Consider the following 22,579-nt stretch of genomic DNA (forward strand, 5'->3'; position numbering starts at 1 on the left):
ATCAAACACTCCCTTTCACATAAAATAGCATAATATCCTCTATAGAAGGCTTTTCAAGGGAAAATACCTCATTTACTTCATTTTTTAGAACTAAGGCTTCTATACCAAAGGCTCCATTACGTTTTCTTATAATGGCATGTTCTGGTATTGCACTTACTTCCTCTTTATTGCCTTTAAATATTCCGTACTCATAGAGCAATACGTCTTTACCTTCACTAAATAGAATTTCGCCGTTATGAATAAATGTAATATAGTCCGCAATCTTTTCTAAATCGCTTGTTATATGAGAAGAAAATAGAATGCTATGCGTTTCATCTTGCATAAACGTTAAAAATAAATCGAGAATTTCATCACGAATTATCGGATCTAGTCCACTCGTTGGTTCATCTAAAATTAAAAGTTTTGGATGATGCGACAATGCTATTGCTATGGAAAGCTTCATCCTCATTCCTCGAGATAATTCTTTAACCTTCTTCCTCTCCGGAACTTTAAATTGTGCTAATCGCTCAAAATAATAGCCTGAGTCCCACGTTTTAAAAACTTTTTTCATGATTTTGTCGAGTTGCGTCGCACTAAGTGTTTCAGGCACATGTAAATCGTCAAAAACCACACCGATGTCGTTTTTTATCGATAATTCATATTCGACAACATTCTTACCGAATAGCAAAATTTCGCCATATTCTTTTTTGAGTAAAATAAGTTAAAACCTCCGGACGCAATTATGCCGAGGCATAATTGATTTGTAGTAGACTTTCCAGCACCGTTTTCTCCTACAAAACCCATGACAGTCCCTTGAGGTACTGAAAAACTTACATCATTAAGAGAAAACCCTTCAAAGCTTTTCTGTAAATCATGAACTTCAATAGCATTCATTTAGTTGTCCTCCTCCAAAATTAATGAAAGTAACTCCTGTAATTCCTCTTTGGTCATTCCCGAAGTTTTGGCCGTTTTCACTGCTTTTTGCATATGTTCTTCAACTTGACGCAATAATTCCTCACGTAGAAAATCTTGGTTTCGTTCTGTAACAAAGCTTCCTTTCCCAGCTACCGTTTCGATAAATCCATCCCTCTCTAAATCAGCATAAGCACGTTTCGTTGTCATAACGCTGATTTTTAAATCCTTTGCAAGTGCACGAATAGATGGTAGTGCGTCGCCTGCCTGTAACTTATTGGCTAGTATCGCTTCCTTAAGCTGTACGGTTATTTGCTCATAAATGGGTTTATCACTGGCGTTGCTTAAATGGATATGCATAAATTTCTCACCTCTCACAACTGTATATGCACGCTATATACGGTTGTATTGATAAATGCAACATTTTCAAACTTTGGGTAAGGGTCACGAATTGCAAAAACTCGGCATATATTGGGGTAACGGTTCAAGGAGGGAGATGAGGCATGCTACTATCAGAGATGGTGGATAAAGAGTTAATTCAAATTGAGGGTGGCGTACATTTTGGTATATTGGCACATACAGAATGTCTATTAGATGTGCAAACAGGAAAAATTCATGGTTTTGAGATTATTAAAGATAAATTGCCATTCCAAAAAAAGAAAGTAAAAGTTAGTGAAATGATACCTTGGCATGAAATTATACTAATTGGAGAAGATCGGATTTTATTTAACAAAACAACGACGGTACAGTCAGAATTTTTACAGTGAGGTGAGCTTTTGGAAAATGAAAAATGGCTTGTTATCGGTGAGGACCTAAGGTTAAAGGAATTAGCTACAATGCTAAGAAGCCCATCGAGAACGGTATTTTATAAAAGAACATCAGTTTGGAATGAAGAGTTAAATAAGCTTGTTTTAGAATTCCAACCAAATAGAATTATTCTTCCCATTCTTCCACTAAAAATTGAAGTGGAACAGCTTTATGGGATATCCCAAGTTAAGTTTTATACAGGGCGTTTGACTATGCATTGGAAGCAATTGCTTGAGAAAAATGAAACAAATTGCTATTTACAACAAGAATCTTTTATTTGGCAAAACGCAAGATTAACGGCGGAGGGATTTATCGCGACGTTTTACGGACTCGAGCAAAAATGTATTTACGGACAAAACTTTACTATCGCAGGTTTTGGACGCACAGCCAAAATGCTCGCATCTTTACTCGTCAAGATGGGCGCTAATGTCCATATAGTTGCGCGTTCAGTTGTACAAGTGAGTGAAGCAAAGGCATATGGTTATAAAGCTACGAATTTAGATGACCGCCTATGGTCAATTAATGATGGGATTTTTATCAATACGATTCCAGCTAAATGGATTACAGAATCATTCCAAGATCATGTCCCAGCTGTCCTATATGATTTGGCTTCAGAGCCTGGATGTTTAGATATAGACACTGAGCAATTACAAACGTACGTACTATTGCCATCATTACCTGGGAAATACTTTGCACATGATGCAGCTACAATATTGTGCAAGGCAATAGAGGAGGAAGAAAATTGCTAACGGGTAAACGAATTGGTTTGGGTATTACAGCCTCTCACTGTACGTATGAGGATGTAGTACCTAAAATTCAAAACTTTATAGATGCAGGAGCAACAGTTATTCCAATAATTACACACTCCGTGTTACATGCGGCTACGCGTTTTGGTACCGGAGAAGAATGGATTGCAAAAATAGAGGAATTAACTGGGGAAAATGTTATTTCTTCTATTAAAGAGGCAGAACCATTCGGACCATCTAATCCATTGGATGCAATGGTTATAGCACCAATGACAGGTAATAGTATAAGTAAATTTGCTAATGCAGCAACAGATAGTCCGGTATTGATGGCTGCTAAGGCAACATTGCGAAACGGTTCCCCAGTAGTCCTAGGCATCTCAACAAATGATGCGCTTGGCTTAAATGGTATGAATATTATGAGACTGCTAAATGCTAAAAACATTTACTTTATTCCATTCGGGCAGGACTCACCACATTCCAAGCCAAATTCCTTGATTGCTGATTTTGATCAAATGGTAGCAACTGTACATGAAGCGATTACTGAGAAAAAGCAATTACAACCACTGTTTATACAATATTTCAAATAATTCGCGAATTACACACAATTTTCAGTATTTTTGTGATACAATAGCACACATTATGGAACATGTATTCAAGGAGAGATGACAGATGACAAAGCAGTTAACAGTTGCGGTTGTTGGAGCAACAGGGGCAGTAGGCACAAAAATGATGGAGCAACTAATCAAACGGAATTTTCCAATCGGAGATATAAAATTTTTAGCATCTGCACGTTCAGCAGGGAAACCAATCGAATTTAATGGTAAGTCATATACAATTGAAGAAGCGACACCTGAAGCTTTTGAAGGCGTCAATGTCGCTTTATTCTCAGCTGGTGGTTCGGTATCAGCGGTGCTGGCACCGGAAGCGGCAAAACGCGGTGCGGTAGTTATCGATAACACGAGCCATTTCCGTATGGATCCGGAAGTACCACTAGTTGTTCCAGAAGTAAATCGTGGCGATCTTGCTAAGCATAAAGGGATTATTGCGAATCCAAACTGCTCTACGATTCAAATGATGGCTGCACTTGAACCAATTCGTAATGCATATGGCTTAACAAAAATTATTGTATCGACATATCAAGCAGTTTCAGGTGCAGGTATTTCGGCTATTCAAGAATTAAAGGCACAAAGTGAAAACTGGGATGCAGGTAAGGATGTAGAAGCAAATATTTTACCTTCTGGTAGCGACAAACGTCATTATCCAATCGCTCGTAATGTCATTCCACAAATTGATAAATTTACAGACAATGGCTTTACATACGAAGAAATGAAAATGATTAATGAAACGAAGAAAATCATGCATGCACCAGAGCTAAACGTAGCAGCAACTTGTGTTCGCGTGCCAGTCGTTTCAGGACACTCTGAATCTGTTTATATTGAAGTAGAAAAAGAAGCAACAGTACAGGAGATTTTTGAAGTATTACGCAGTGCACCAGGTGTAGTATTGCAAGATGATATCACAACACAAACTTACCCAATGCCTATCTATGCAGAAGGGGAAGATGCTACTTATGTAGGACGTATCCGTCAAGATTTAGACAATAAAAAAGGATTCCACCTATGGATCGTTTCTGACAATCTTTTAAAAGGCGCTGCATTAAACTCTATTCAAATTGCAGAAGCAATGCTGGAGGATAACTTACTATAAGAGGGGTGTAAGGATGAATTTAGGTCGAATTGGAACGGCGATGATTACGCCGTTCAATGAAGATGGCACGATTAATTATCCAGAACTAGAACGTATTATTAATTATTTGATTGATAATGGTACAGATTGTATTGTCGCATGTGGCACAACCTCTGAAAACCCAACTATGTCCACAGAAGAAAAAATTGAAGTTGTGCGCTTTACAGTAGAAAAAGTAGCAGGTCGTGTACCTGTAATTGCAGGTACAGGGGATAACGAAACTGCTTACTCTATTGCAATGACGCACAAGGCTGAAGAAAATGGTGCAGATGGTATCATGCTTGTAGCACCATATTATAATAAGCCAAATCAACGCGGTATTTTTGCGCATTTTGAAACAATTGCAAAAGAAACAAGTTTACCTGTCATGCTTTATAACGTGCCAGGACGTACAGGCGTCAATGTTGCCTATGAAACTTCCGTTGCTTTAAGTAAAATTCCCAATATTTCATGGATTAAAGAAGCGAGTGGCAATTTAGATCAAATGGGCGATATTATCGAGAATGTTGATTCAGAAGATGATTTCTTTGTGTACAGTGGGGATGATGGTTTAACGCTTCCACTACTAGCAATCGGCGGAGCAGGAATTATTTCAGTTGCTGCTCATGTTGTTGGAAATGATATGCAATTAATGATAAAAGCGTTTGAAGAAGGAAATCACGAGCTAGCAGCCAAAATTCACCGAGCATTATTACCACTTGTACGTGCGCTGTTCGCACAGCCAAACCCATCGCCTGTAAAATACGCGATGACCAAATTAGGATTTGATACACTTAATGTTCGTCTGCCAATGATGGAAATGACAGATGAAGAAAAAGCAAACTTTGACCGAATTTGGGATACGTATCAAGAAAAAGCGAAAAGCTTTAGGAAAATAAGTACCTTTAGTTAAATCCTCAGACCGTAAACAAACGTGAGAAATTTTAGTTTGTTTACGGTCTTTTTTCTTTTGTGAAAAATATAGAAGAATTAGACCGTTGCTCTGGAGGGAGCCCCCCCGCTCGGGTAGGATGAGGAACTGATCAGGTAAGGCGGAAATCCGCTCGGGTAGGATGAGGAACTGATCAGGTAAGGAAGAAATCCGCACAGGTAGGATGGGAAATGCTCAGGTAAGACAGTATCCACTCATGGGCTAGGACAACCTTACAGTGAATGGCTTTAAAACGGCGATATACCTCATCCCCAAAAAGCTACGTCGCTAAATAAAAGGTAAAAATTAGACCTTTTACAATGCTACATACTCAACCCTCTTTCCATCTATTAGTAATAAAATTAGCAATAAATTTCTGTTTCCATCATGAAAGTTGTATTTTTAATTTGTGCAAAAGCTTTGCAAACCGTATAATAAATCTTAAGTGGTTGCTGTTCGGGATATTTTTTAGGAGGAAATAAATTGACAAAAAAGAAGAATGAATTAATTCGCATCATCCCACTAGGTGGCGTAAGCGAAATTGGAAAAGCAATGTACGTAGTAGAAATTGACGAAGAGCTATTTGTAGTGGATAGCGGTTTGATGTTCCCAGAAGACGAAATGCTGGGCATTGATATCGTAATTCCGGATATTACGTATTTAGAAGAAAATAAAGAACGTGTGAAAGGGATTTTCTTAACACATGGTCATGAAGATGCAATTGGCTCGATTGCCTATGTATTACAAAAAGTGAAAGCGCCAGTGTACGGATCAAAATTAACAATTGCACTTGCGAAGGAACATTTAAAGGAATTGCCTGCACCACATCAGGTGAAATTCTTTGAGGTTACGAATCGTAGCCGTATGAATTTTAACTCAACGTATGTGACATTCTTCCATACAACACATAGTATTCCCGATTCGTTAGGGGTAGTGTTCCATACATCTGAAGGAGCAATTGTTCATACAGGTGAGTTTAAATTCGATCAATCAGCGACAGGTAAATTTAAGCCTGATTTAGCAAAAATGGCTCAGTTAGGTGAAGAAGGCGTATTTATTCTGTTATCTGAGTCGAGTGAGGCTGAGCGACCAGGTTATACGACATCTGAGATTGTGATTGAAGAGCAATTATCAAAAACATTCCATTCAGCACCAGGTCGTATTTTAGTTGCTGTTTATGCATCGAATTTTATTCGTATTCAACAAGTATTTACACAAGCTCAAAAGTCGTTCCGTAAAGTAGCTATCGTAGGAAAACCTTTAGAAAAAGCTGTGGATTTAGGTGTACAGCTAGGTTACTTAACGGTTGAGGAAGATACAATTATCCCTATCTCAGAAATGCAAAAGTATCAAGATGATGAGATTATTATTATTGCTACAGGTAATAAAGGGGAACCACTTGATGCATTAGAAAAAGTTGTTCGCAAACATCATCGAGACATTAAAATAAAGCAAGATGATACAGTATTAATTACTTTTACTCCGTCTCCAAGTATGGAAGTACAGATGGCTAATACGATGAATTCTATCGCAAAAGCAGGTGCTGAAATTCTAACATCTAGCAAAAATGTACATGTGTCGGGTCACGGTAGCCAAGAGGATTTAAAATTAATGCTAAACTTAATGCAACCGAAGTACTTTATCCCTGTGCAAGGTGAGTACCGTATGCTTATTGCTCACTCTAAGCTTGCTCAACAACTAGGTATGCAAAAGTCACAAATTTTTATCGCCGATAAAGGGGATATTGTAGAATATAAAAATGGTAAAATGCGAATGAGTGGCCGTGTACAAGCTGGTAATGTATTAATAGACGGTATTGGTGTTGGCGATGTAGGTAACATCGTACTTCGCGATCGTAAGTTATTATCGCAGGATGGTATTTTCATTGTTGTAGTAACGTTAAACCGTGCTCAAAAGAAAATTGCATCTGGTCCAGAAATTTTATCGCGTGGTTTCGTATATGTACGCGAATCAGAAGAATTAATGGTAGAAGCTTCTGAGATTGCTAAAAATGTTATTGAAAAATACGTTGGTAAAGATACATTTGAATGGACAAACATTAAACAAGAAATTCGAGATACACTGAATACGTATTTATTCCAAAAAACGAAGCGCCGCCCAATGATTATCCCAATCATTATGGAATATTAAAAGTGAAAGATCATCGTTGAACGAAAAAGGATTTTCTAACCGAATGTAAACGGTGGAAAATCCTTTTTTTGGCTCAATCCAGAAAGTTAGAGATGACACTTATTGTGATATACGCCGTGTGTAGGCTCATCACCAAAAGTTGTGGATGTCATTTGGTAAAACAGATGCCATGTATAATAAGTTGATTGGAGTGGAGGCTGGGCGACTCCTTGGGGATTAGCGATAGAGGAACGAAGGCTAAAATCATCACGTCCTGTGATAACGCCTTCGTGACCAACATCCTGTTGGCCCAAGCGGCTCATCGGACGCCCCCAGGAAAGCGCACAGCCGGAACGGAAATCAACCACATGTTATAGTGAAGATTCTTTTTTTGAAATAATCAAGTTCTACATGTTATTATTCGCTACATATAAAGAAGGACTACAAAAGAAGGTGAAATAGATGGCGACTAGTAAAAAAAGAAAAGTCACGAAAGCAAAAACGACTACAGCAAAAAAAGAAATGCATCCGCTTATGTATGAAATTTTAGGTCTTATCTTAATTGCATTAGCGGTTATTATGATTTTTGAATATGGCATGATCGGACGTATTCTACAAACAATAGCAATGTTTTTTTTAGGGAATTTACATTTTGCTGTGCCATGTATGCTTGTATTTGTTGCGCTGTTACTAATGATTGGGCGGAAAAAAGTAAGTATATATGATCGACTAATATTAGGTATGCTCCTCATTGTTATGAGTTTAACAATTTTTAGTCACGGTATTCTTTTTGAACAATTATCAAAATCTGGAGGTTTATTATCAGACTCTGTGTTACGTGAATCTTGGCGAATTTTAATTAGTTCAGAGGGAATTATCCATCGAAGTAACGCACTTGGCGGAGGTATGATTGGTGCACTATTATTCAGTGCTCTACATGTATTATTTGAGGCAACAGGTGCGAAGGTCGTTGCATGGGTTATTTTCTTTATCGGGTTAATTTTAGTTACAGGAAAGGCGCTTGTTCCATATTTAGCGGAAAAAATGCCCGCCCTTTTTGGTAAATGGCAAAAGAAACATCGTGAAAAGAAAAAAAGTATGCCCAAAAAAGCTATTAATCGCCGTTCAAAAGTAGAAAGCAAGGATGAAATTGCGGCTGTCGATCAGGCGCCCGAGGTACAAGAGGAAGAGGAAATTTCTCATGAACCAATCATCTCTGCCTTTACTCAAAATGTGTCTCATGAACGAGAAGAATTTGCAACTGCTGAAAATGAAAATATTGAACATGGAGAAATAGTTGATGATGTCCATATCGAAGGGGCAGATGCTGTGGAAAATGCAGATTATCAATTGCCGTCTTATAGTCTTTTACAATTACCGCCGCAGCACGACCAAAGCGGTGAATATTCTGTCATTCAGGCAAATGCGAAAAAGCTTGAGCAAACTTTGCAAAGCTTTGGCGTAAAGGCAAAAGTAACGCAGGTTCATTTAGGTCCAGCTGTAACGAAATACGAAATATTACCAGATATAGGTGTGAAAGTGAGTAAAATTGTAAACTTACAGGATGATCTTGCATTAGCACTTGCTGCAAAAGATATTCGTATGGAAGCACCTATTCCCGGGAAGTCTGCGATTGGCATTGAAGTACCAAATAGTGAGGTAGCAATTGTTACACTTCGGGAAGTGTTAGAGTCTAAAGATGGTGCAAAGCCAGAAGCATTATTACAAGTCGCATTTGGTCGTGATATTACTGGACAAGCAGTACTCGCCGAGCTAAATAGAATGCCACATTTACTTGTTGCAGGTTCAACGGGTAGTGGGAAAAGTGTGTGTATAAATGGCATTGTCGTATCAATACTTATGCGTACAAAACCACATGAAGTAAAACTAATGATGATTGACCCGAAAATGGTGGAATTAAATGTTTATAACGGAATTCCTCATCTACTGGCACCAGTTGTCACAGACGCACGAAAAGCATCACAGGCACTAAAGAAAGTAGTATCAGAAATGGAACGTCGCTACGATTTATTTTCTCATACAGGAACACGTAATATCGAGGGCTACAACAACCATGTACAAAAGGTAAATGATCAAACCGATGAAAAACATCCAAAATTACCGTATATAGTCGTGATTGTAGATGAGTTAGCGGACTTAATGATGGTTGCCTCTAGTGATGTAGAGGATTCTATTACACGTTTAGCACAAATGGCACGTGCAGCAGGGATTCATTTAATAATTGCAACCCAACGACCAAGTGTAGATGTATTGACAGGTGTTATTAAAGCGAATATTCCTTCGCGCATTGCCTTTGCGGTGTCGTCAGCAATCGATTCTAGAACGATATTAGATATGGGTGGAGCAGAACGTTTACTCGGTCGAGGAGATATGCTGTTTTTACCTGCCGGTGCATCTAAACCAAAACGTGTGCAAGGTGCATTTTTATCAGATCAAGAAGTTGAGTCTATTGTTAACTTTGTTATAGAACAGCAAAAAGCGCAATATCAGGAGGAAATGATACCGTCTGAAGAAGAGACAATTTTAGAGGAAACAGACGAATTATTTGATGAGGCTGTGCAGTTAGTTGTGAGTATGCAGACGGCCTCAGTTTCGATGTTGCAACGCCGCTTCCGTATCGGCTATTCGAGAGCTGCTCGTATTGTCGATCAAATGGAACAACGCGGTATTGTTGGGCCCCCGGAGGGTAGTAAACCTCGACAAGTGCTCATTCATCAATACGAAAATTAGTGCTAATACCACGACAAAAAGTTGAATAATATTGTGTACATCAAGTAGGCCTAAATTCGTTTCAAAATTTGAACGTAATTAGGCAAAGGTGCAATTGCTTTCAATCTATAAAAATGTTATATTAATGAACGATTAGTAGGAATGTTGTACATCAGATGTCTGATCTCTGATTTTGGTGGTGATATATGTGACTATTAAAGCAGATCATCGTCATCTCTATCTTCAAGTAATTGATCGTTTAAAGTCTGACATTGAAAAAGGCATTTTTAAAGAAAATGAAAAATTGCCTTCAGAGTTTGAATTATCGAAATCACTAGGAGTCAGTCGAGCAACTCTTAGAGAAGCGCTACGACTGTTGGAAGAGGAAAATGTTATTGTACGTCGACATGGGGTGGGGACATTTGTAAACCCTAAACCGTTGTTTACATCCGGTATCGAGCATTTATCGAGCATTTCTTCTATGATCGAGGCAGCAGGTATGGAACCCGGTTCCCGCTTTTTAAAAGCGACGGAAAGCATACCTTCTGAGGAAGATTTAAAACGCTTCCAATGTGATGACGAAGATAAGATACTCACAATTGAACGTGTCAGAACAGCGGATGGCGAGCCGGTAGTATACTGCATAGACAGGTTACCAGCAAGCTTTCTGCCAACTGACTTTGTAGAAAAAAAAGAAGTTTCACTTTTTTCTGCACTTGAACAATCTGGTAAAGTTCATGTTGCCTATGCCGTTACATATATTGATCCAATCGGGTATCATGAGCAAGCTTCACCGATTTTAAATTGCGGACGTGAAACAGCTCTTTTAGTATTAAAGCAGTTGCATTACGATGATCATGATCAAGTAGTGCTGTATTCAAAAAATTATTTCCGAGCTGATAAATTCAGCTTCCATGTAGTTCGTAAACGGGTGTAGAACATTTCTAAATATTTATATTTTCCTGCTAATTACAATACCTTTGGGGGGTTATCGAAATGAAAAAACGTAAATTTGGCTTAGTATTATCATCAGTATTAGCTGCAAGTGCAATCTTAGGTGCATGTGGTACGAAAGACGAAGAAAAACCTGCAAAAGAAAATGAAACATCATCTGGCGAAAGCAACAAAGAAAAAGCATTCTCAGTAGCGATGGTTACTGATGTAGGTGGCGTTGATGATAAATCTTTCAACCAATCTGCTTGGGAAGGTGTTCAAGCTTACGGTAAAGAACATAGCCTAGAAAAAGGTGATGGCGGTTTCGACTACTTACAATCAAAAACAGACGCAGACTATGAAACAAACCTAAACAACTTATTACGTCGTAACTTCGATTTAGTATATGGAATCGGTTTCATGATGGCTGACGCAGTTGATGCTGTTGCTTCTGAAAACCCAGAAAAACATTTTGCATTAATCGACGCTGAAGTAAAAGCAGACAACGTTGTTAACGTTCTTTTCAAAGAGCAAGAAGGCGCATTCTTAGCTGGCGTAGCTGCTGCAAAAATGTCTAAATCAGGTAAAATTGGTTTCGTAGGTGGCGTAGATATTCCAGTTATCAACCGCTTCGAAGCTGGATTCTTTGAAGGTGCAAAAGCTGTAAATCCAGATATCGAAATCCAATCAAAATATACTGGTGCATTCGATAAAGCGGATCTTGGTAAAATCACTGCAAACAGCATGTACTCTTCTGGTGTAGATGTAATCTTCCACGCTGCTGGTGCAACTGGTAATGGTGTATTCTCTGAAGCAAAAGAACGTAAGAAAAAAGACCCTAAAGCAAATGTATGGGTAATTGGTGTAGACGCTGACCAATACGAAGAAGGTAAAGTGGACGATAAAACAAATGTAACTTTAACTTCTATGTTAAAAGGTGTTAACAAAGCAGTTATAGATATTTCAAATAAAGCGAAAAACGGTGAATTCCCAGGTGGTAAAACGCTTACTTATGGTTTAGCTGAAGACGGCGTTAAACTTGCAGATTCTCGTGGTTCAATCCCAGAAGACGTACAAAAGGTTATTGATGAATATAAAGAAAAAATTGCTAAAGGTGAAATTAAAGTTCCAGAAAAAGTGAAAAAATAATTCATCTTTTGATCATCATAAGGGACTTTTAGAAGGCCCTTATGATGATTTTTCAATCTATCGTTATATTTTGACTATTTGTAATATTCTATTTGGCTATATTTATCATTACCATAGAGGTAGTAATATTATATGAATTTATTGCAAGAATAGTAATGATGGTATCAAGTTAATAGAAGAAAGGTTTCTAACGATGACCTTTCCTGTATTAATTTATCTTCATGCAGCAAATATTTAACTTCTTTACACCCGCTGAAAGAAGTTAAAGCCTCCGGCGGAATCAATTATGCCGGGGCATAATTGATTATCTACCTCTATTGGTTCGACAGATATAAGTGGATTTTTTTGGGTATAGAATGCCCGATGAGAGAAGATGGAAGTTCTAGCTAAGTCATTGTTGCGATGTAAAACTATTGAGCTAACAGTGAATATGGCTAATTTATAGATTAGTATAATCAAAAACTGGGCGTATTGTTTATCTGTAGCGACATTACGTCAAGTCGAAAGTGATAAAAGTGCCTATTAAGGGAGTGACAATATTGGAATACGTGATTGAAATGCTAGGAATCCGGAAAGAATTCGGTAATTTCGTGGCGAATAATAACATCACCCTCCAACTGAAAAAAGGCGAAATCCATGCATTACTAGGTGAAAATGGTGCAGGTAAATCGACTTTAATGAACGTCCTTTTTGGTTTGTATCAACCAGAGGGTGGCGAAATTCGAGTTCGTGGGAAGGCTGTTAAAATTACAAACCCAAATGTGGCCAATGATTTAGGGATTGGTATGGTCCATCAACACTTTATGTTAGTGGAAAATTTCACAGTGACGGAGAACATTATTTTAGGTTCTGAACCTACAAAAATGGGGATTGTAAACATTAAAGATGCGGCGAAGAAAGTACAAGCACTTTCTGAAAAATATGGTTTAGATGTTGATCCATATGCCAAAATCGAAGATATTACTGTGGGGATGCAACAGCGTGTTGAAATTTTAAAAACACTATACCGTGGTGCAGAAATTTTAATATTTGACGAACCTACGGCATCTTTAACACCACAGGAGATTACAGAGCTTATTCAAATAATGCGTCGCTTAATTGCAGAGGGCAAATCTATTATTTTAATTACCCATAAACTAAAAGAAATTATGGAAGTCTCTGACCGTGTGACAATTATTCGAAAAGGTGAAGGAATTGGAACAGTTATAACTACTGAAACAAATCCTGACCAATTAGCTGAAATGATGGTAGGACGTCAAGTCGAATTTAAAACAGAAAAAACAGAAGCTAAACCAACTGATGAAGTACTTTCAATCGACAATTTGGTTGTTACAGACTACCGTAATATCGATAAAGTAAAAGGCCTGAACTTAAATGTACGCAAAGGTGAAATTGTTGGTATTGCAGGTATCGATGGTAACGGACAATCTGAGTTAATCGAAGCCATAACTGGTCTACGTAAAATAAAGAGTGGTACTGTTAAATTAAATGGCAAAGATATTACAAATATGAAGCCTCGAAAAATTACTGAGGAAGGCGTTGGACATATTCCACAAGATCGCCATAAGCATGGTTTAGTATTAGATTTCCCAATAGGTCATAATATCGCACTACAAACATATTATCAGTCTCCAATCGCTAAGGGCTTTGTCATGGACTACAAGAAAGTGTCTGAAAAAGCACGCCAAATCATTGAAGAATATGATGTGCGTACGGGTAATGGTGAAATGACGCCAGCACGTGCCCTTTCAGGTGGTAACCAGCAAAAAGCAATTATCGGCCGTGAAATTGATCGTAATCCAGATTTATTGATTGCAGCTTTACCAACACGTGGTCTTGACGTAGGTGCTATTGAATTTATTCACTCTCGCCTTATCGAGCAACGTGATAAAGGAAAAGCAGTACTGTTAATTTCATTTGAATTAGATGAAGTCATGAATGTTTCGGACCGTATCGCAGTTATTTATGATGGTCAAATTGTGGATGAGTTAAATCCAAAAGAAACAACAGAACAAGAGCTTGGTCTATTAATGGCAGGACAAAGTAGTAAAAATAAAAAGAATGATGCGAAGGAGGGGAACGACTAATGTCAAATCGTGTCATTAATATACTCGTTCCTATCATCTCTATCATTATCGGTTTAATTGTTGGTGCTATCGTAATGGCAGTCAGCGGCTATGACCCAGTACTAGGTTATAGCGCCCTTTGGACAGGTATTTTTGGAGATTCATATTCAATTGGGAACACAATCCGTCAAATAACACCGTACCTATTGGCAGGTCTTGCAGTAGCGTTTGCCTTCCGTACAGGTTTATTCAACATTGGTGTTGAAGGTCAGCTAATTTTAGGTTGGCTAGCAGCAGCTTGGGTAGGATATGCATTTGACCTACCTAAAATTATTCACTTACCATTAGCATTACTTGCGGCAGCTGCTGCAGGTGCATTTTGGGCCTTTATTGCAGGTTTCTTAAAAGCGAAATTTAAAGTTCACGAAGTTATTGCGACAATTATGTTAAACTACACTGCGCTTTATATTGCAAATGCAGTGATTAAAAAATTGTCTGATGGTAGCTTTAAAACAGAACGTATTCATGAATCAGCTTCTTTACGTTCTCCGTTTTTAAGAGAGCTTACAGACAATTCAAGTCTTCACTATGGGATCATAGTTGCACTGTTAATGGTAGTATTTATGTGGTTCATTTTAGAAAAAACAACACGTGGATATGAGCTGAAAGCGGTAGGCTTTAATAAGCATGCTGCAGACTATGCTGGTATGAACGTTAACAAGAACATTATTTTAGCTATGACGATTTCAGGTATGTTCGCTGGTCTTGGTGGTGCTATGGAGGCACTAGGTACTTTCGGAAACGCTTCTATTAAACCAGGCTTTACTGGTATTGGTTTCGATGGTATTGCTGTTGCCTTACTTGGTGCTAACACGCCACTAGGGGTTGTATTTGGGGCTTCATTATTCGGCTCACTTAAATACGGTGCGTTAAATATGCCGAATGCTGCGGGTATTCCAGAGGAAATCGTGTCTATTATTATTGCGTTAATTATTTTCTTTGTAGCATCAGGCTATATTATTCGAGTAGGTTTACAAAAGTTAAGCAAGAAAAAGGAGGGACAATAACATGAGCTTTTTAGAAATGTTATATTTCATCATCCCTTCGGCAATTCTTTATGCAACACCATTAATCTTTACGGCAATCGGTGGTGTATTCTCTGAACGTTCAGGTGTAGTAAACATCGGACTTGAAGGTTTAATGATTGTTGGTGCATTTGTTGGTATTTATGTCAATTTAGAATATGCTTCAACATTCGGTGCAGCAACAATTTGGGTAGCAATGCTAGCAGCTATGATTATTGGGGGAATCTTCTCTCTATTCCATGCAGTTGCTTCAATTTCTTTCCGTGCCGATCAAACAGTATCAGGGGTTGCCATCAATTTACTAGGTTTGGCTGTATCCGTATTCATGGTAAAAATGATTTATGATAAAGGTCAAACGGATACGATTACTCATTCAATAGATCGTTTCGCTATTCCTTATTTAGAAAAAATACCGTTCTTCGGTCCATTATTATTCCAAAACGTCTACAGCACATCGATATTAGCGTTTGCAGTAGCTATTGGGGCATGGTTTATCATTTATAAAACACCGTTTGGTTTACGCTTACGAGCTGTTGGTGAACATCCAATGGCTGCAGATACAATGGGGGTAAACGTTAATAAAATGCGTTATATTGCTGTTGTCATCTCTGGGGCATTAGGCGGTCTTGGTGGTGCAGTATACGCGCAAACAATTACACATGATTTCTCACATGCAACAATTGCTGGTCAAGGCTTTATGGCCATTGCTGCAATGATTTTCGGTAAATGGCATCCAATTGGTGCTTTAGGTGCAGCATTATTCTTCGGATTAGCACAAACGTTAAGTATTGCAGGAAACCAAATTCCTTACATTGAAAATGTTCCTGCTGTGTATTTACAAATTTTACCGTACGTTTTAACGATTTTTGCATTAGCAGGATTTATCGGTAAAGCAAATGCACCGAAAGCTAGTGGTCAACCTTATATCAAGGGTAAACGCTAAAAAACTGACAATTATTTATACTAAAGACTGGGCGAAAATGCTCAGTCTTTTTCCTTGTACATATCTTGAGTGTTTGGGAAAATAATGGTTGGAGGTTGAACGTTATTTGCTAGTATGAACAGGTTCATCAATCAACCAAAAGCAATTTCACACATATCATATACATACTTTGGATTCTTTTTGCAATTATAGACAATAGACATGTATAGTATGTGTAGTACTTTGTTATATTAAGAAAGATAAGGAGGGTTCTATATATGTTTAAAACAATACCTTTTGCAAAAGGTGTAAATTTGCATATCCGACAAACGACCCAATTTAAAACCGTAAATTTTTCAATTAAATGGAGAAGAGCTTTAACGGCGACAAATGCGTCTGAACGTACAGTGTTAACAAATGTATTGCAACACAGTAATGCTAAATATAAGACAACAGCTGCATTCCGTAGTTTCTTGGATGACTTGTATGGCACAGTGTTATATTTTGACACATCTAAACGTGGTAATGAACATACAGTACTGATGAATGTAGAAGCCGTTAATGATCATTATTTGGCAAATACAAGTGTTTTAAACGAAGTACTTAATTTATTGCACACAGCAATATTTGAACCGAATTTAGAAAATGGTGTATTTAAAGAATCTATTGTGGAACGTGAAAAGAAAACGGTCATTCAGCGTATTGAGTCTATTTTTGACGATAAATCTCGTTTTGCGCAGCAACGCATTCAACAAATTTTACGTCCAAATGAACCAGCCTCTATTTCTGCTAACGGAACTGTCGAGGACATTCAAAAAATTACCCCTACTTCATTGTTTGAAGCATATCAATCCATGCTTGCTAACGATAAAATAGACATTTATGTCGCGGGTGATATTAATGAAGACGAAATCGTAGCGAAACTAAAAGAAGCGCTACCATTTAATGATCGTACACCTGAAGAAATTCCTACTGTGCTTCCACAACAGCATCCACAAAATGATTATGTACGTGAACAACAAGAAATGAAGCAAGGTAAGATGCATATCGGCTTTAGTACACCAGTACGATTTGGTGACTCTGATTTCGCCAAGATGCAAATCTTTAACGGCGTGTTCGGGGGCTATCCTCATGCCAAATTATTTATGAATGTTCGTGAAAAGGAAAGTTTAGCCTACTATGCGTCAAGCTCATATGCATCACATTATGGTTTAGTCTTTGTTGTGTCAGGAATAGAACCAAAGAATGAAGAAAAAGCGCTATCGCTTATTAAGGAACAACTTGCCGTTATGCAAGCGGGCGATATTACAGATTTGGAAATAGAACAAACAAAGGCAATGCTGACAAATCAGCTAAAAGAAGCATTAGATTCTGCCCGTGGACAAATAGAAATTTTTGACCAATATAAAGATTTACCTGAGGAGTTCTCTGTTGATGCTTGGGCAAATAAATGGAAAGCTGTGACAAAGCAAAATATTGTTGAAATGGCGAAGCAAGTACAGCTAGAAGCGGTCTATTTCTTATGTGGAAAGGAGCAAGCCGCACAATGAAAACAATTGAATTCAAACAATTAGATGAAACATTGTACTATGAAAAATTAGAAAATGGCTTAGATGTCTATATTTTACCGAAAAAAGGCTTTTCCAAAACATTTGTGACGTTCACTACAAAATACGGTTCTGTTGATCGTACATTTGTGCCAACTGGTGGAACTGAAAGTATTACAGTACCAGATGGCATTGCCCACTTCTTAGAGCATAAAATGTTTGAAAAAGAAGATGGAGATGTCTTCCAAAAGTTTAGTGAATTCGGCGCTTCAGCCAATGCCTTTACATCATTTACACGTACAGCGTATTTATTTTCTTCGACGAACAATATTTATAACAGCACAGAAACATTATTAAATTTCGTTCAAGAGCCTTACTTTACAGAAGCAACAGTTAATAAAGAAAAGGGCATTATTGGTCAGGAAATTACGATGTACGACGATCAGCCAGATTGGCGCCTATATTTTGGTACAATCGAAAATATGTATCATAATCACCCAGTAAAAATTGATATCGCTGGGACAATAGAGTCGATTGATGGCATTACTGCGGATCATTTATATACGTGTTACAACACATTTTATCATCCGTCCAATATGTTATTGTTTGTCATTGGTGCAGTAGACCCTAATGAAATGATGACGTTTATTCGTGACAATCAAGACAAAAAAGAATTCTCTGAGCCAACACCAATTCAACGTTTCTTCGATCAAGAACCGACAGAGGTTGCTGTTAAAGAACGTGAGTTGCATATGGATGTACAAAAGCCTAAGGTCTATGTCGGCTTAAAAGCAAAAGAAACAAATCTTTCTGGTCGTGACATGTTAAAGCATGAGCTGTCTGTTCAAATTGCACTGGAACTTATTTTTGGACGTACATCTAAATTTTATGAGAGCGTCTATGATGATGGCTTAATTGATGAAACATATGCATTTGATTTCACGTTAGAAAATGGCTTTGGATTTGCTATGATTGGCTCAGATACTACAGAACCAGCTGCATTAGAAAAAGCTATTAAGGATGAATTAACGAAGTATGATGGAGATGCACAATTTGAAAGTGCCGATTTAGAACGAGTAAAACGTAAAAAAATAGGTTTCTTCCTACGTGCACTGAACTCTATTGAATTTATCGCAAACCAATTTACACGTTATTCGTTTAATGATATGAATTTGTTCGATGTTGTGCCTGTACTAGAAGAACTAACGATTGAAGATTTGAAAAAAGCATTTGCTTCAGTTCAAGGTGAATCTCAACAAACTGTCTTTAAAATTTTACCTACAGAGAAGGGCGTACAGTGAAAAAGTTTGCCCTTGTGTTAGGTGCATCGGGTGAGATTGGCCGTACTATTTGTCGAAGTCTGGCAGAAGACGGTTGGTCCATCTACATACACTTTTCAAAAAATGAAAAAGCAGCACAGGCTTTATACTGCTCTCTTTCAGAAAGCTTCCCTGCACAGGAGTTTATGCTTGTACAGGGAGATTTTTCGAAAGCGTCCGGGGCACAATTACTAGCATCGCAAATTTTTAACGTGCAAGCGATTGTCTTTGCAAATGGTCAGGCACATTATTCTCTGCTTGAGGATACTACGGTGGAGGATATGGATGCATTATGGCGTGTTCATGTGCAAAATCCAATGCATCTGACGGCTTTGCTGTCATCAAAGCTGCGCGCTCATGATGTTAGCTATGTGCTTTTTATCGGTTCTATTTGGGGAGAGGCTGGATCGGCTGGTGAAGCACTTTACGCCGCTGTGAAGGGTGCCCAACATGCTTTTGTAAAGTCATATGCAAAAGAAGCGGCACTGTCACGTATTCGTGTTAATGCCATTGCGCCTGGCTTTATTAATACCTCGATGAACAGCCATTTAAGCGAAGAGGAGCTTGAATATATTTTAGAGGACATTCCGTTAGGTATAATAGGACAAACAACGGATGTTGCTGAAATGGTACGCTTCTATCTTTCTGGAAAAGCAGATTATGTAACGGGACAAATCATTAGATTAAACGGTGGCTGGTACATATAATGTTCTTTTTTGCACATACTACATGTGTAAAGGAGGAGAAACATATGACTATTTTAGAAAACTGGCAAAAATGGACATCGTTTTTAGGTCAAAATGTTGCGCGAGCAGAATCGAGCGGTATGCCATCGAAAATGATTCAACAGGCCGCTGTACAAATTGGAGAATATTTGGCGACAAATGTCGATCCTAAAAATGAACAAGAGCGAGTGCTGTCGGATTTATGGGGTGTTGCCTCTGAAGAAGAAAAACATGCATTGGCGAATTGTGTCATTAAACTTGTAGAGAATAAGCCTGTGCAGTAAAACGAAGAGGAGAACTATCTCCTCTTTTTTTTCTGTATAAAAAATGATTTTTGCATTGAAAAGGGAACGTATGTAAGCCTATTCTGTACGTTCAAAAAAAAAATAGTAAGTTTTTAAAAATAACGCCATAATTCCATGTATTCTAACTTTCCATTACATAAAAAATCAGCTATGATGGAACTTATAAAGGATTTTTTACGTTAACTAATAGGAAGGGAACGAGTGTGTTTGAGCGATTGGTACTTTGAATATGAAATTCAGGTGAATCGCCCTGGATTATTAGGAGATATTGCTTCACTTTTAGGGATGCTTCGTGTCAATATTATCTCAATAAATGGTGTCGATGAGGATCGACGTGGTATGTTAGTGCATACAGACAACGATGAGACAATTGAGCGTTTTCGTACAATTGTTTCGACAATGGAACATATTAACGTTACCAAATTTCGACAACCTAAACTCCGTGATCGTTTAGCCATTAGGCACGGTCGTTATATTCCTCGAGATGCAGATGAAAAAAATACCTTCCGCTTCGTACGAGATGAACTTGGTATTTTAGTTGACTTTATGGCTGAGCTTTTTAAAAAAGAAGGGCATAAGCTTATTGGGATACGTGGAATGCCCCGTGTTGGAAAAACCGAATCAATTGTAGCGGCTAGTGTATGTGCCAATAAAAAATGGATTTTTTTATCGTCTACAATGATTAAGCAGACTGTTCGCAATAAACTTGCTGGTGATGAATTCAGTGACAATAATATTTTTATATTAGATGGCATTGTGACGCGTCGTTCATCTGATGAGCGACATTTGCAACTAGTGCGTGAAATGATGAATATGCCTTCCATTAAGGTCATCGAGCATCCAGACATGTTTGTTCAGCATTCAGAATATAAGATAGAGGATTTTGATTATATCATTGAATTGCGTCATCACCCAGATGAAGAAATTACGTATGAAATAATGGAAAAAGACCATATGATGTCCGAATCTAATTCATTTGGTGGATTTAATTTTTAATTTGATATTAAAGTAGGTGTTATGAGTGGCAGAATTAGGGACTCGACTGAAAGAGGCGAGACTGTCTAAAGGCTACAGTTTAGACGATTTACAAGAAATAACAAAAATTCAAAAGCGTTATTTAATAGGTATTGAAGAGGGCAATTATTCGATTATGCCTGGTTCGTTTTATGTACGAGCTTTTATTAAACAGTATGCTGACGCTGTTGGTTTGGACGCGGAGGAACTTTTAGAAACTTATAAAAGCGAGCTACCAGGAACTCCAAACAATCAAGTGAGTCAGATGACTAGTAGTCCAAGTAGAAGAAAAGTTTCAAAAGGCCCTTCTACTAAAATGATGGAAGCAATGCCGAAGATAATCGTTGGTTTATTTATCATTGTCATTATTGTGGTGATTTGGGTTCTAATGCAATCTAAAAATAGTGCAGTGCCAGATGTTATGGACGATACTTCATCAGAAATAGAATATGATACAAAAGTAAAACCTATAGATACAGAAAAAGATAAAGAAAAAGAGCATAAAAAAGCTCAAACGAAGGACAAACAAGACTCAACAGATTCAGCACAGGACACACCTGATGAAAAGCAAACTGAAGATGTTAAGCAATCGATTTCAGCGGGGACTATTGAAGCGGATGGTGCTACAACTACTTATACGTTAACAGGTGCCGATGCATTTAAAATACGTATAGAAGTATCAGGTCCTACATTTATCGGTATTCGAAACCAACAGCAACAAGAAATACTAACAGATACTCGTGTTTATAATACAGGAGAAGTAGTAGAATTCGACGCAACATCTCAAAATTATGCCCGTATCCGATTAGGTAATTCATCGCAAGCTAAAGTATACATTAATGACGAGCCTTTAACGTATGCACAGCAAATTGTTACGCAAAACATCGTCATCAATTTCAATAAAGAATAGTAGTCATCTAGTGATGACTACTTTCTTTCATCATGAAAGGTGTTAGAAAAATGAACATTCCAAATAAAATTACCATCTCTCGAATCTTACTTATTCCATTCTTTGTCATTGTTATGATGTTTGATTTTGGCTGGGGAACAATGTCACTATTCGGTGCGACGATGCCTGTTCATCATTTTGTAGGTGCACTCATTTTTATTATTGCTTCAACGACTGATTGGGTAGATGGTTTTTATGCACGTAAGTACAATCTTGTGACAACATTTGGGAAATTTTTAGACCCACTTGCTGACAAATTGCTAGTTTCAGCAGCTTTTATTTTAATGGTAGAGCTTGATATGGCGTCTGCATGGATAATAATAATTATTATTAGCCGTGAGTTTGCAGTAACTGGCCTTCGTTTAATATTGGCAGGTGAAGGAGAAGTTGTTGCGGCGAACCAACTTGGGAAAATTAAAACATGGGCTCAAATTGTAGCCATCGGAGCAGCACTTTTACACAATACAATCTTTACACTTATCGGTATTCCATTTGATACAATTATGCTATATATTGCATTGTTCTTTACACTATGGTCTGGATGGGATTATTTCTATCTAAATCGACGTGTCTTACTTGAGTCTAAATAAGAGAGGTCTTGAGGA

General features: G+C 37.8%; 23 protein-coding genes. 19 read left to right on the forward strand and 4 right to left on the reverse strand.

Going from position 1 to position 22,579, the window contains the following annotated elements:
- Position 1: 1 nt before the first annotated feature.
- The 3 genes from ACZ11_RS21100 to ACZ11_RS21105 are packed head-to-tail and all read right to left on the reverse strand — an operon-like array spanning position 2 to position 1,251.
- Positions 2-667: an ABC transporter ATP-binding protein gene (locus ACZ11_RS21100; RefSeq protein WP_338048342.1), complete on the reverse strand. Its 666-nt coding sequence runs from the start codon at positions 665-667 to the stop codon at positions 2-4.
- Positions 625-873, reverse strand: a complete 249-nt coding sequence (locus ACZ11_RS27625) for an ATP-binding cassette domain-containing protein (protein WP_338048344.1) — start codon at positions 871-873, stop codon at positions 625-627. The genes ACZ11_RS21100 and ACZ11_RS27625 overlap by 43 nt, the downstream gene beginning before the upstream one ends.
- On the reverse strand, positions 874-1,251 hold the full coding sequence (locus ACZ11_RS21105) for a GntR family transcriptional regulator (RefSeq protein WP_049668492.1): 378 nt from the start codon (positions 1,249-1,251) through the stop codon (positions 874-876).
- 143 nt (positions 1,252-1,394) lie between these two features.
- On the opposite strand from ACZ11_RS21105, the gene ACZ11_RS21110 reads away from it, so the two are divergent.
- The 6 genes from ACZ11_RS21110 (at position 1,395) to ACZ11_RS21135 (ending at position 7,251) form a co-directional block, all read left to right on the forward strand.
- Positions 1,395-1,658: a YlmC/YmxH family sporulation protein gene (locus ACZ11_RS21110; protein ID WP_049668493.1), complete on the forward strand. Its 264-nt coding sequence runs from the start codon at positions 1,395-1,397 to the stop codon at positions 1,656-1,658.
- Positions 1,659-1,667: 9 nt separating this feature from the next.
- Positions 1,668-2,447: a dipicolinate synthase gene (locus ACZ11_RS21115; protein ID WP_049668494.1), complete on the forward strand. Its 780-nt coding sequence runs from the start codon at positions 1,668-1,670 to the stop codon at positions 2,445-2,447.
- Positions 2,441-3,031 carry a dipicolinate synthase subunit B gene (locus ACZ11_RS21120; protein ID WP_049668495.1) on the forward strand — a complete coding sequence of 197 codons (591 nt, stop codon included), beginning with the start codon at positions 2,441-2,443 and terminating at the stop codon, positions 3,029-3,031. Before ACZ11_RS21115 ends, ACZ11_RS21120 begins: the two co-directional genes overlap by 7 nt.
- Before the next feature lie 82 nt (positions 3,032-3,113).
- The gene (locus ACZ11_RS21125) at positions 3,114-4,151 is read left to right on the forward strand and encodes an aspartate-semialdehyde dehydrogenase (protein ID WP_049668496.1); all 1,038 of its coding nucleotides are present in this window, start codon (positions 3,114-3,116) and stop codon (positions 4,149-4,151) included.
- Positions 4,152-4,164: 13 nt separating this feature from the next.
- On the forward strand, positions 4,165-5,082 hold the full coding sequence (dapA, locus tag ACZ11_RS21130) for a 4-hydroxy-tetrahydrodipicolinate synthase (protein WP_049668497.1): 918 nt from the start codon (positions 4,165-4,167) through the stop codon (positions 5,080-5,082).
- Between the two features lie 501 nt (positions 5,083-5,583).
- Positions 5,584-7,251 (forward strand): ribonuclease J, encoded by a 1,668-nt coding sequence (locus tag ACZ11_RS21135; protein ID WP_049668498.1) that lies wholly within the window; start codon positions 5,584-5,586, stop codon positions 7,249-7,251.
- Positions 7,252-7,337: 86 nt separating this feature from the next.
- Here the strand turns inward: ACZ11_RS21135 and ACZ11_RS26725 are convergent, their stop codons facing one another.
- Entirely contained in the window at positions 7,338-7,553 is a 216-nt protein-coding gene (locus ACZ11_RS26725) for a hypothetical protein (protein ID WP_049668499.1), read from the reverse strand.
- Positions 7,554-7,692: 139 nt separating this feature from the next.
- Between ACZ11_RS26725 and ACZ11_RS21145 the strand changes: the two genes are divergently transcribed.
- From ACZ11_RS21145 to pgsA, 13 genes are all read left to right on the forward strand, one after another.
- Complete coding sequence (locus ACZ11_RS21145) at positions 7,693-9,981, forward strand: FtsK/SpoIIIE family DNA translocase (protein ID WP_049668500.1); 2,289 nt, start codon at positions 7,693-7,695, stop codon at positions 9,979-9,981.
- 187 nt (positions 9,982-10,168) lie between these two features.
- Positions 10,169-10,897 (forward strand): GntR family transcriptional regulator, encoded by a 729-nt coding sequence (locus tag ACZ11_RS21150; protein WP_049668501.1) that lies wholly within the window; start codon positions 10,169-10,171, stop codon positions 10,895-10,897.
- Positions 10,898-10,956: 59 nt separating this feature from the next.
- Positions 10,957-12,042: a BMP family lipoprotein gene (locus ACZ11_RS21155; RefSeq protein WP_049668502.1), complete on the forward strand. Its 1,086-nt coding sequence runs from the start codon at positions 10,957-10,959 to the stop codon at positions 12,040-12,042.
- A gap of 539 nt (positions 12,043-12,581) precedes the next feature.
- Entirely contained in the window at positions 12,582-14,129 is a 1,548-nt protein-coding gene (locus ACZ11_RS21160; protein ID WP_049668503.1) for an ABC transporter ATP-binding protein, read from the forward strand.
- Positions 14,129-15,175: an ABC transporter permease gene (locus tag ACZ11_RS21165; protein WP_049668504.1), complete on the forward strand. Its 1,047-nt coding sequence runs from the start codon at positions 14,129-14,131 to the stop codon at positions 15,173-15,175. The genes ACZ11_RS21160 and ACZ11_RS21165 overlap by 1 nt, the downstream gene beginning before the upstream one ends.
- A gap of 1 nt (position 15,176) precedes the next feature.
- Positions 15,177-16,136 (forward strand): ABC transporter permease, encoded by a 960-nt coding sequence (locus ACZ11_RS21170; protein WP_049668505.1) that lies wholly within the window; start codon positions 15,177-15,179, stop codon positions 16,134-16,136.
- A gap of 257 nt (positions 16,137-16,393) precedes the next feature.
- Entirely contained in the window at positions 16,394-17,665 is a 1,272-nt protein-coding gene (yfmF, locus tag ACZ11_RS21175; protein ID WP_049668506.1) for an EF-P 5-aminopentanol modification-associated protein YfmF, read from the forward strand.
- Positions 17,662-18,963 (forward strand): EF-P 5-aminopentanol modification-associated protein YfmH, encoded by a 1,302-nt coding sequence (gene yfmH, locus ACZ11_RS21180; protein WP_049668507.1) that lies wholly within the window; start codon positions 17,662-17,664, stop codon positions 18,961-18,963. Before yfmF ends, yfmH begins: the two co-directional genes overlap by 4 nt.
- On the forward strand, positions 18,960-19,688 hold the full coding sequence (gene ymfI, locus ACZ11_RS21185; RefSeq protein ID WP_049668508.1) for an elongation factor P 5-aminopentanone reductase: 729 nt from the start codon (positions 18,960-18,962) through the stop codon (positions 19,686-19,688). The genes yfmH and ymfI overlap by 4 nt, the downstream gene beginning before the upstream one ends.
- 44 nt (positions 19,689-19,732) lie before the next feature.
- Positions 19,733-19,990: a DUF3243 domain-containing protein gene (locus ACZ11_RS21190; protein WP_049668509.1), complete on the forward strand. Its 258-nt coding sequence runs from the start codon at positions 19,733-19,735 to the stop codon at positions 19,988-19,990.
- A gap of 228 nt (positions 19,991-20,218) precedes the next feature.
- On the forward strand, positions 20,219-21,007 hold the full coding sequence (locus tag ACZ11_RS21195; protein ID WP_049668753.1) for a DUF3388 domain-containing protein: 789 nt from the start codon (positions 20,219-20,221) through the stop codon (positions 21,005-21,007).
- A 25-nt stretch (positions 21,008-21,032) separates the two neighbouring features.
- Positions 21,033-21,935 carry a helix-turn-helix domain-containing protein gene (locus ACZ11_RS21200; protein WP_049668510.1) on the forward strand — a complete coding sequence of 301 codons (903 nt, stop codon included), beginning with the start codon at positions 21,033-21,035 and terminating at the stop codon, positions 21,933-21,935.
- Positions 21,936-21,985: 50 nt separating this feature from the next.
- The gene (gene pgsA, locus ACZ11_RS21205; RefSeq protein WP_049668511.1) at positions 21,986-22,564 is read left to right on the forward strand and encodes a CDP-diacylglycerol--glycerol-3-phosphate 3-phosphatidyltransferase; all 579 of its coding nucleotides are present in this window, start codon (positions 21,986-21,988) and stop codon (positions 22,562-22,564) included.
- Positions 22,565-22,579 lie beyond the last annotated feature (15 nt).

The sequence above is a fragment of the Lysinibacillus xylanilyticus genome, assembly GCF_001183605.1.
Taxonomy (GTDB): Bacteria; Bacillota; Bacilli; order Bacillales_A; family Planococcaceae; genus Lysinibacillus; species Lysinibacillus xylanilyticus.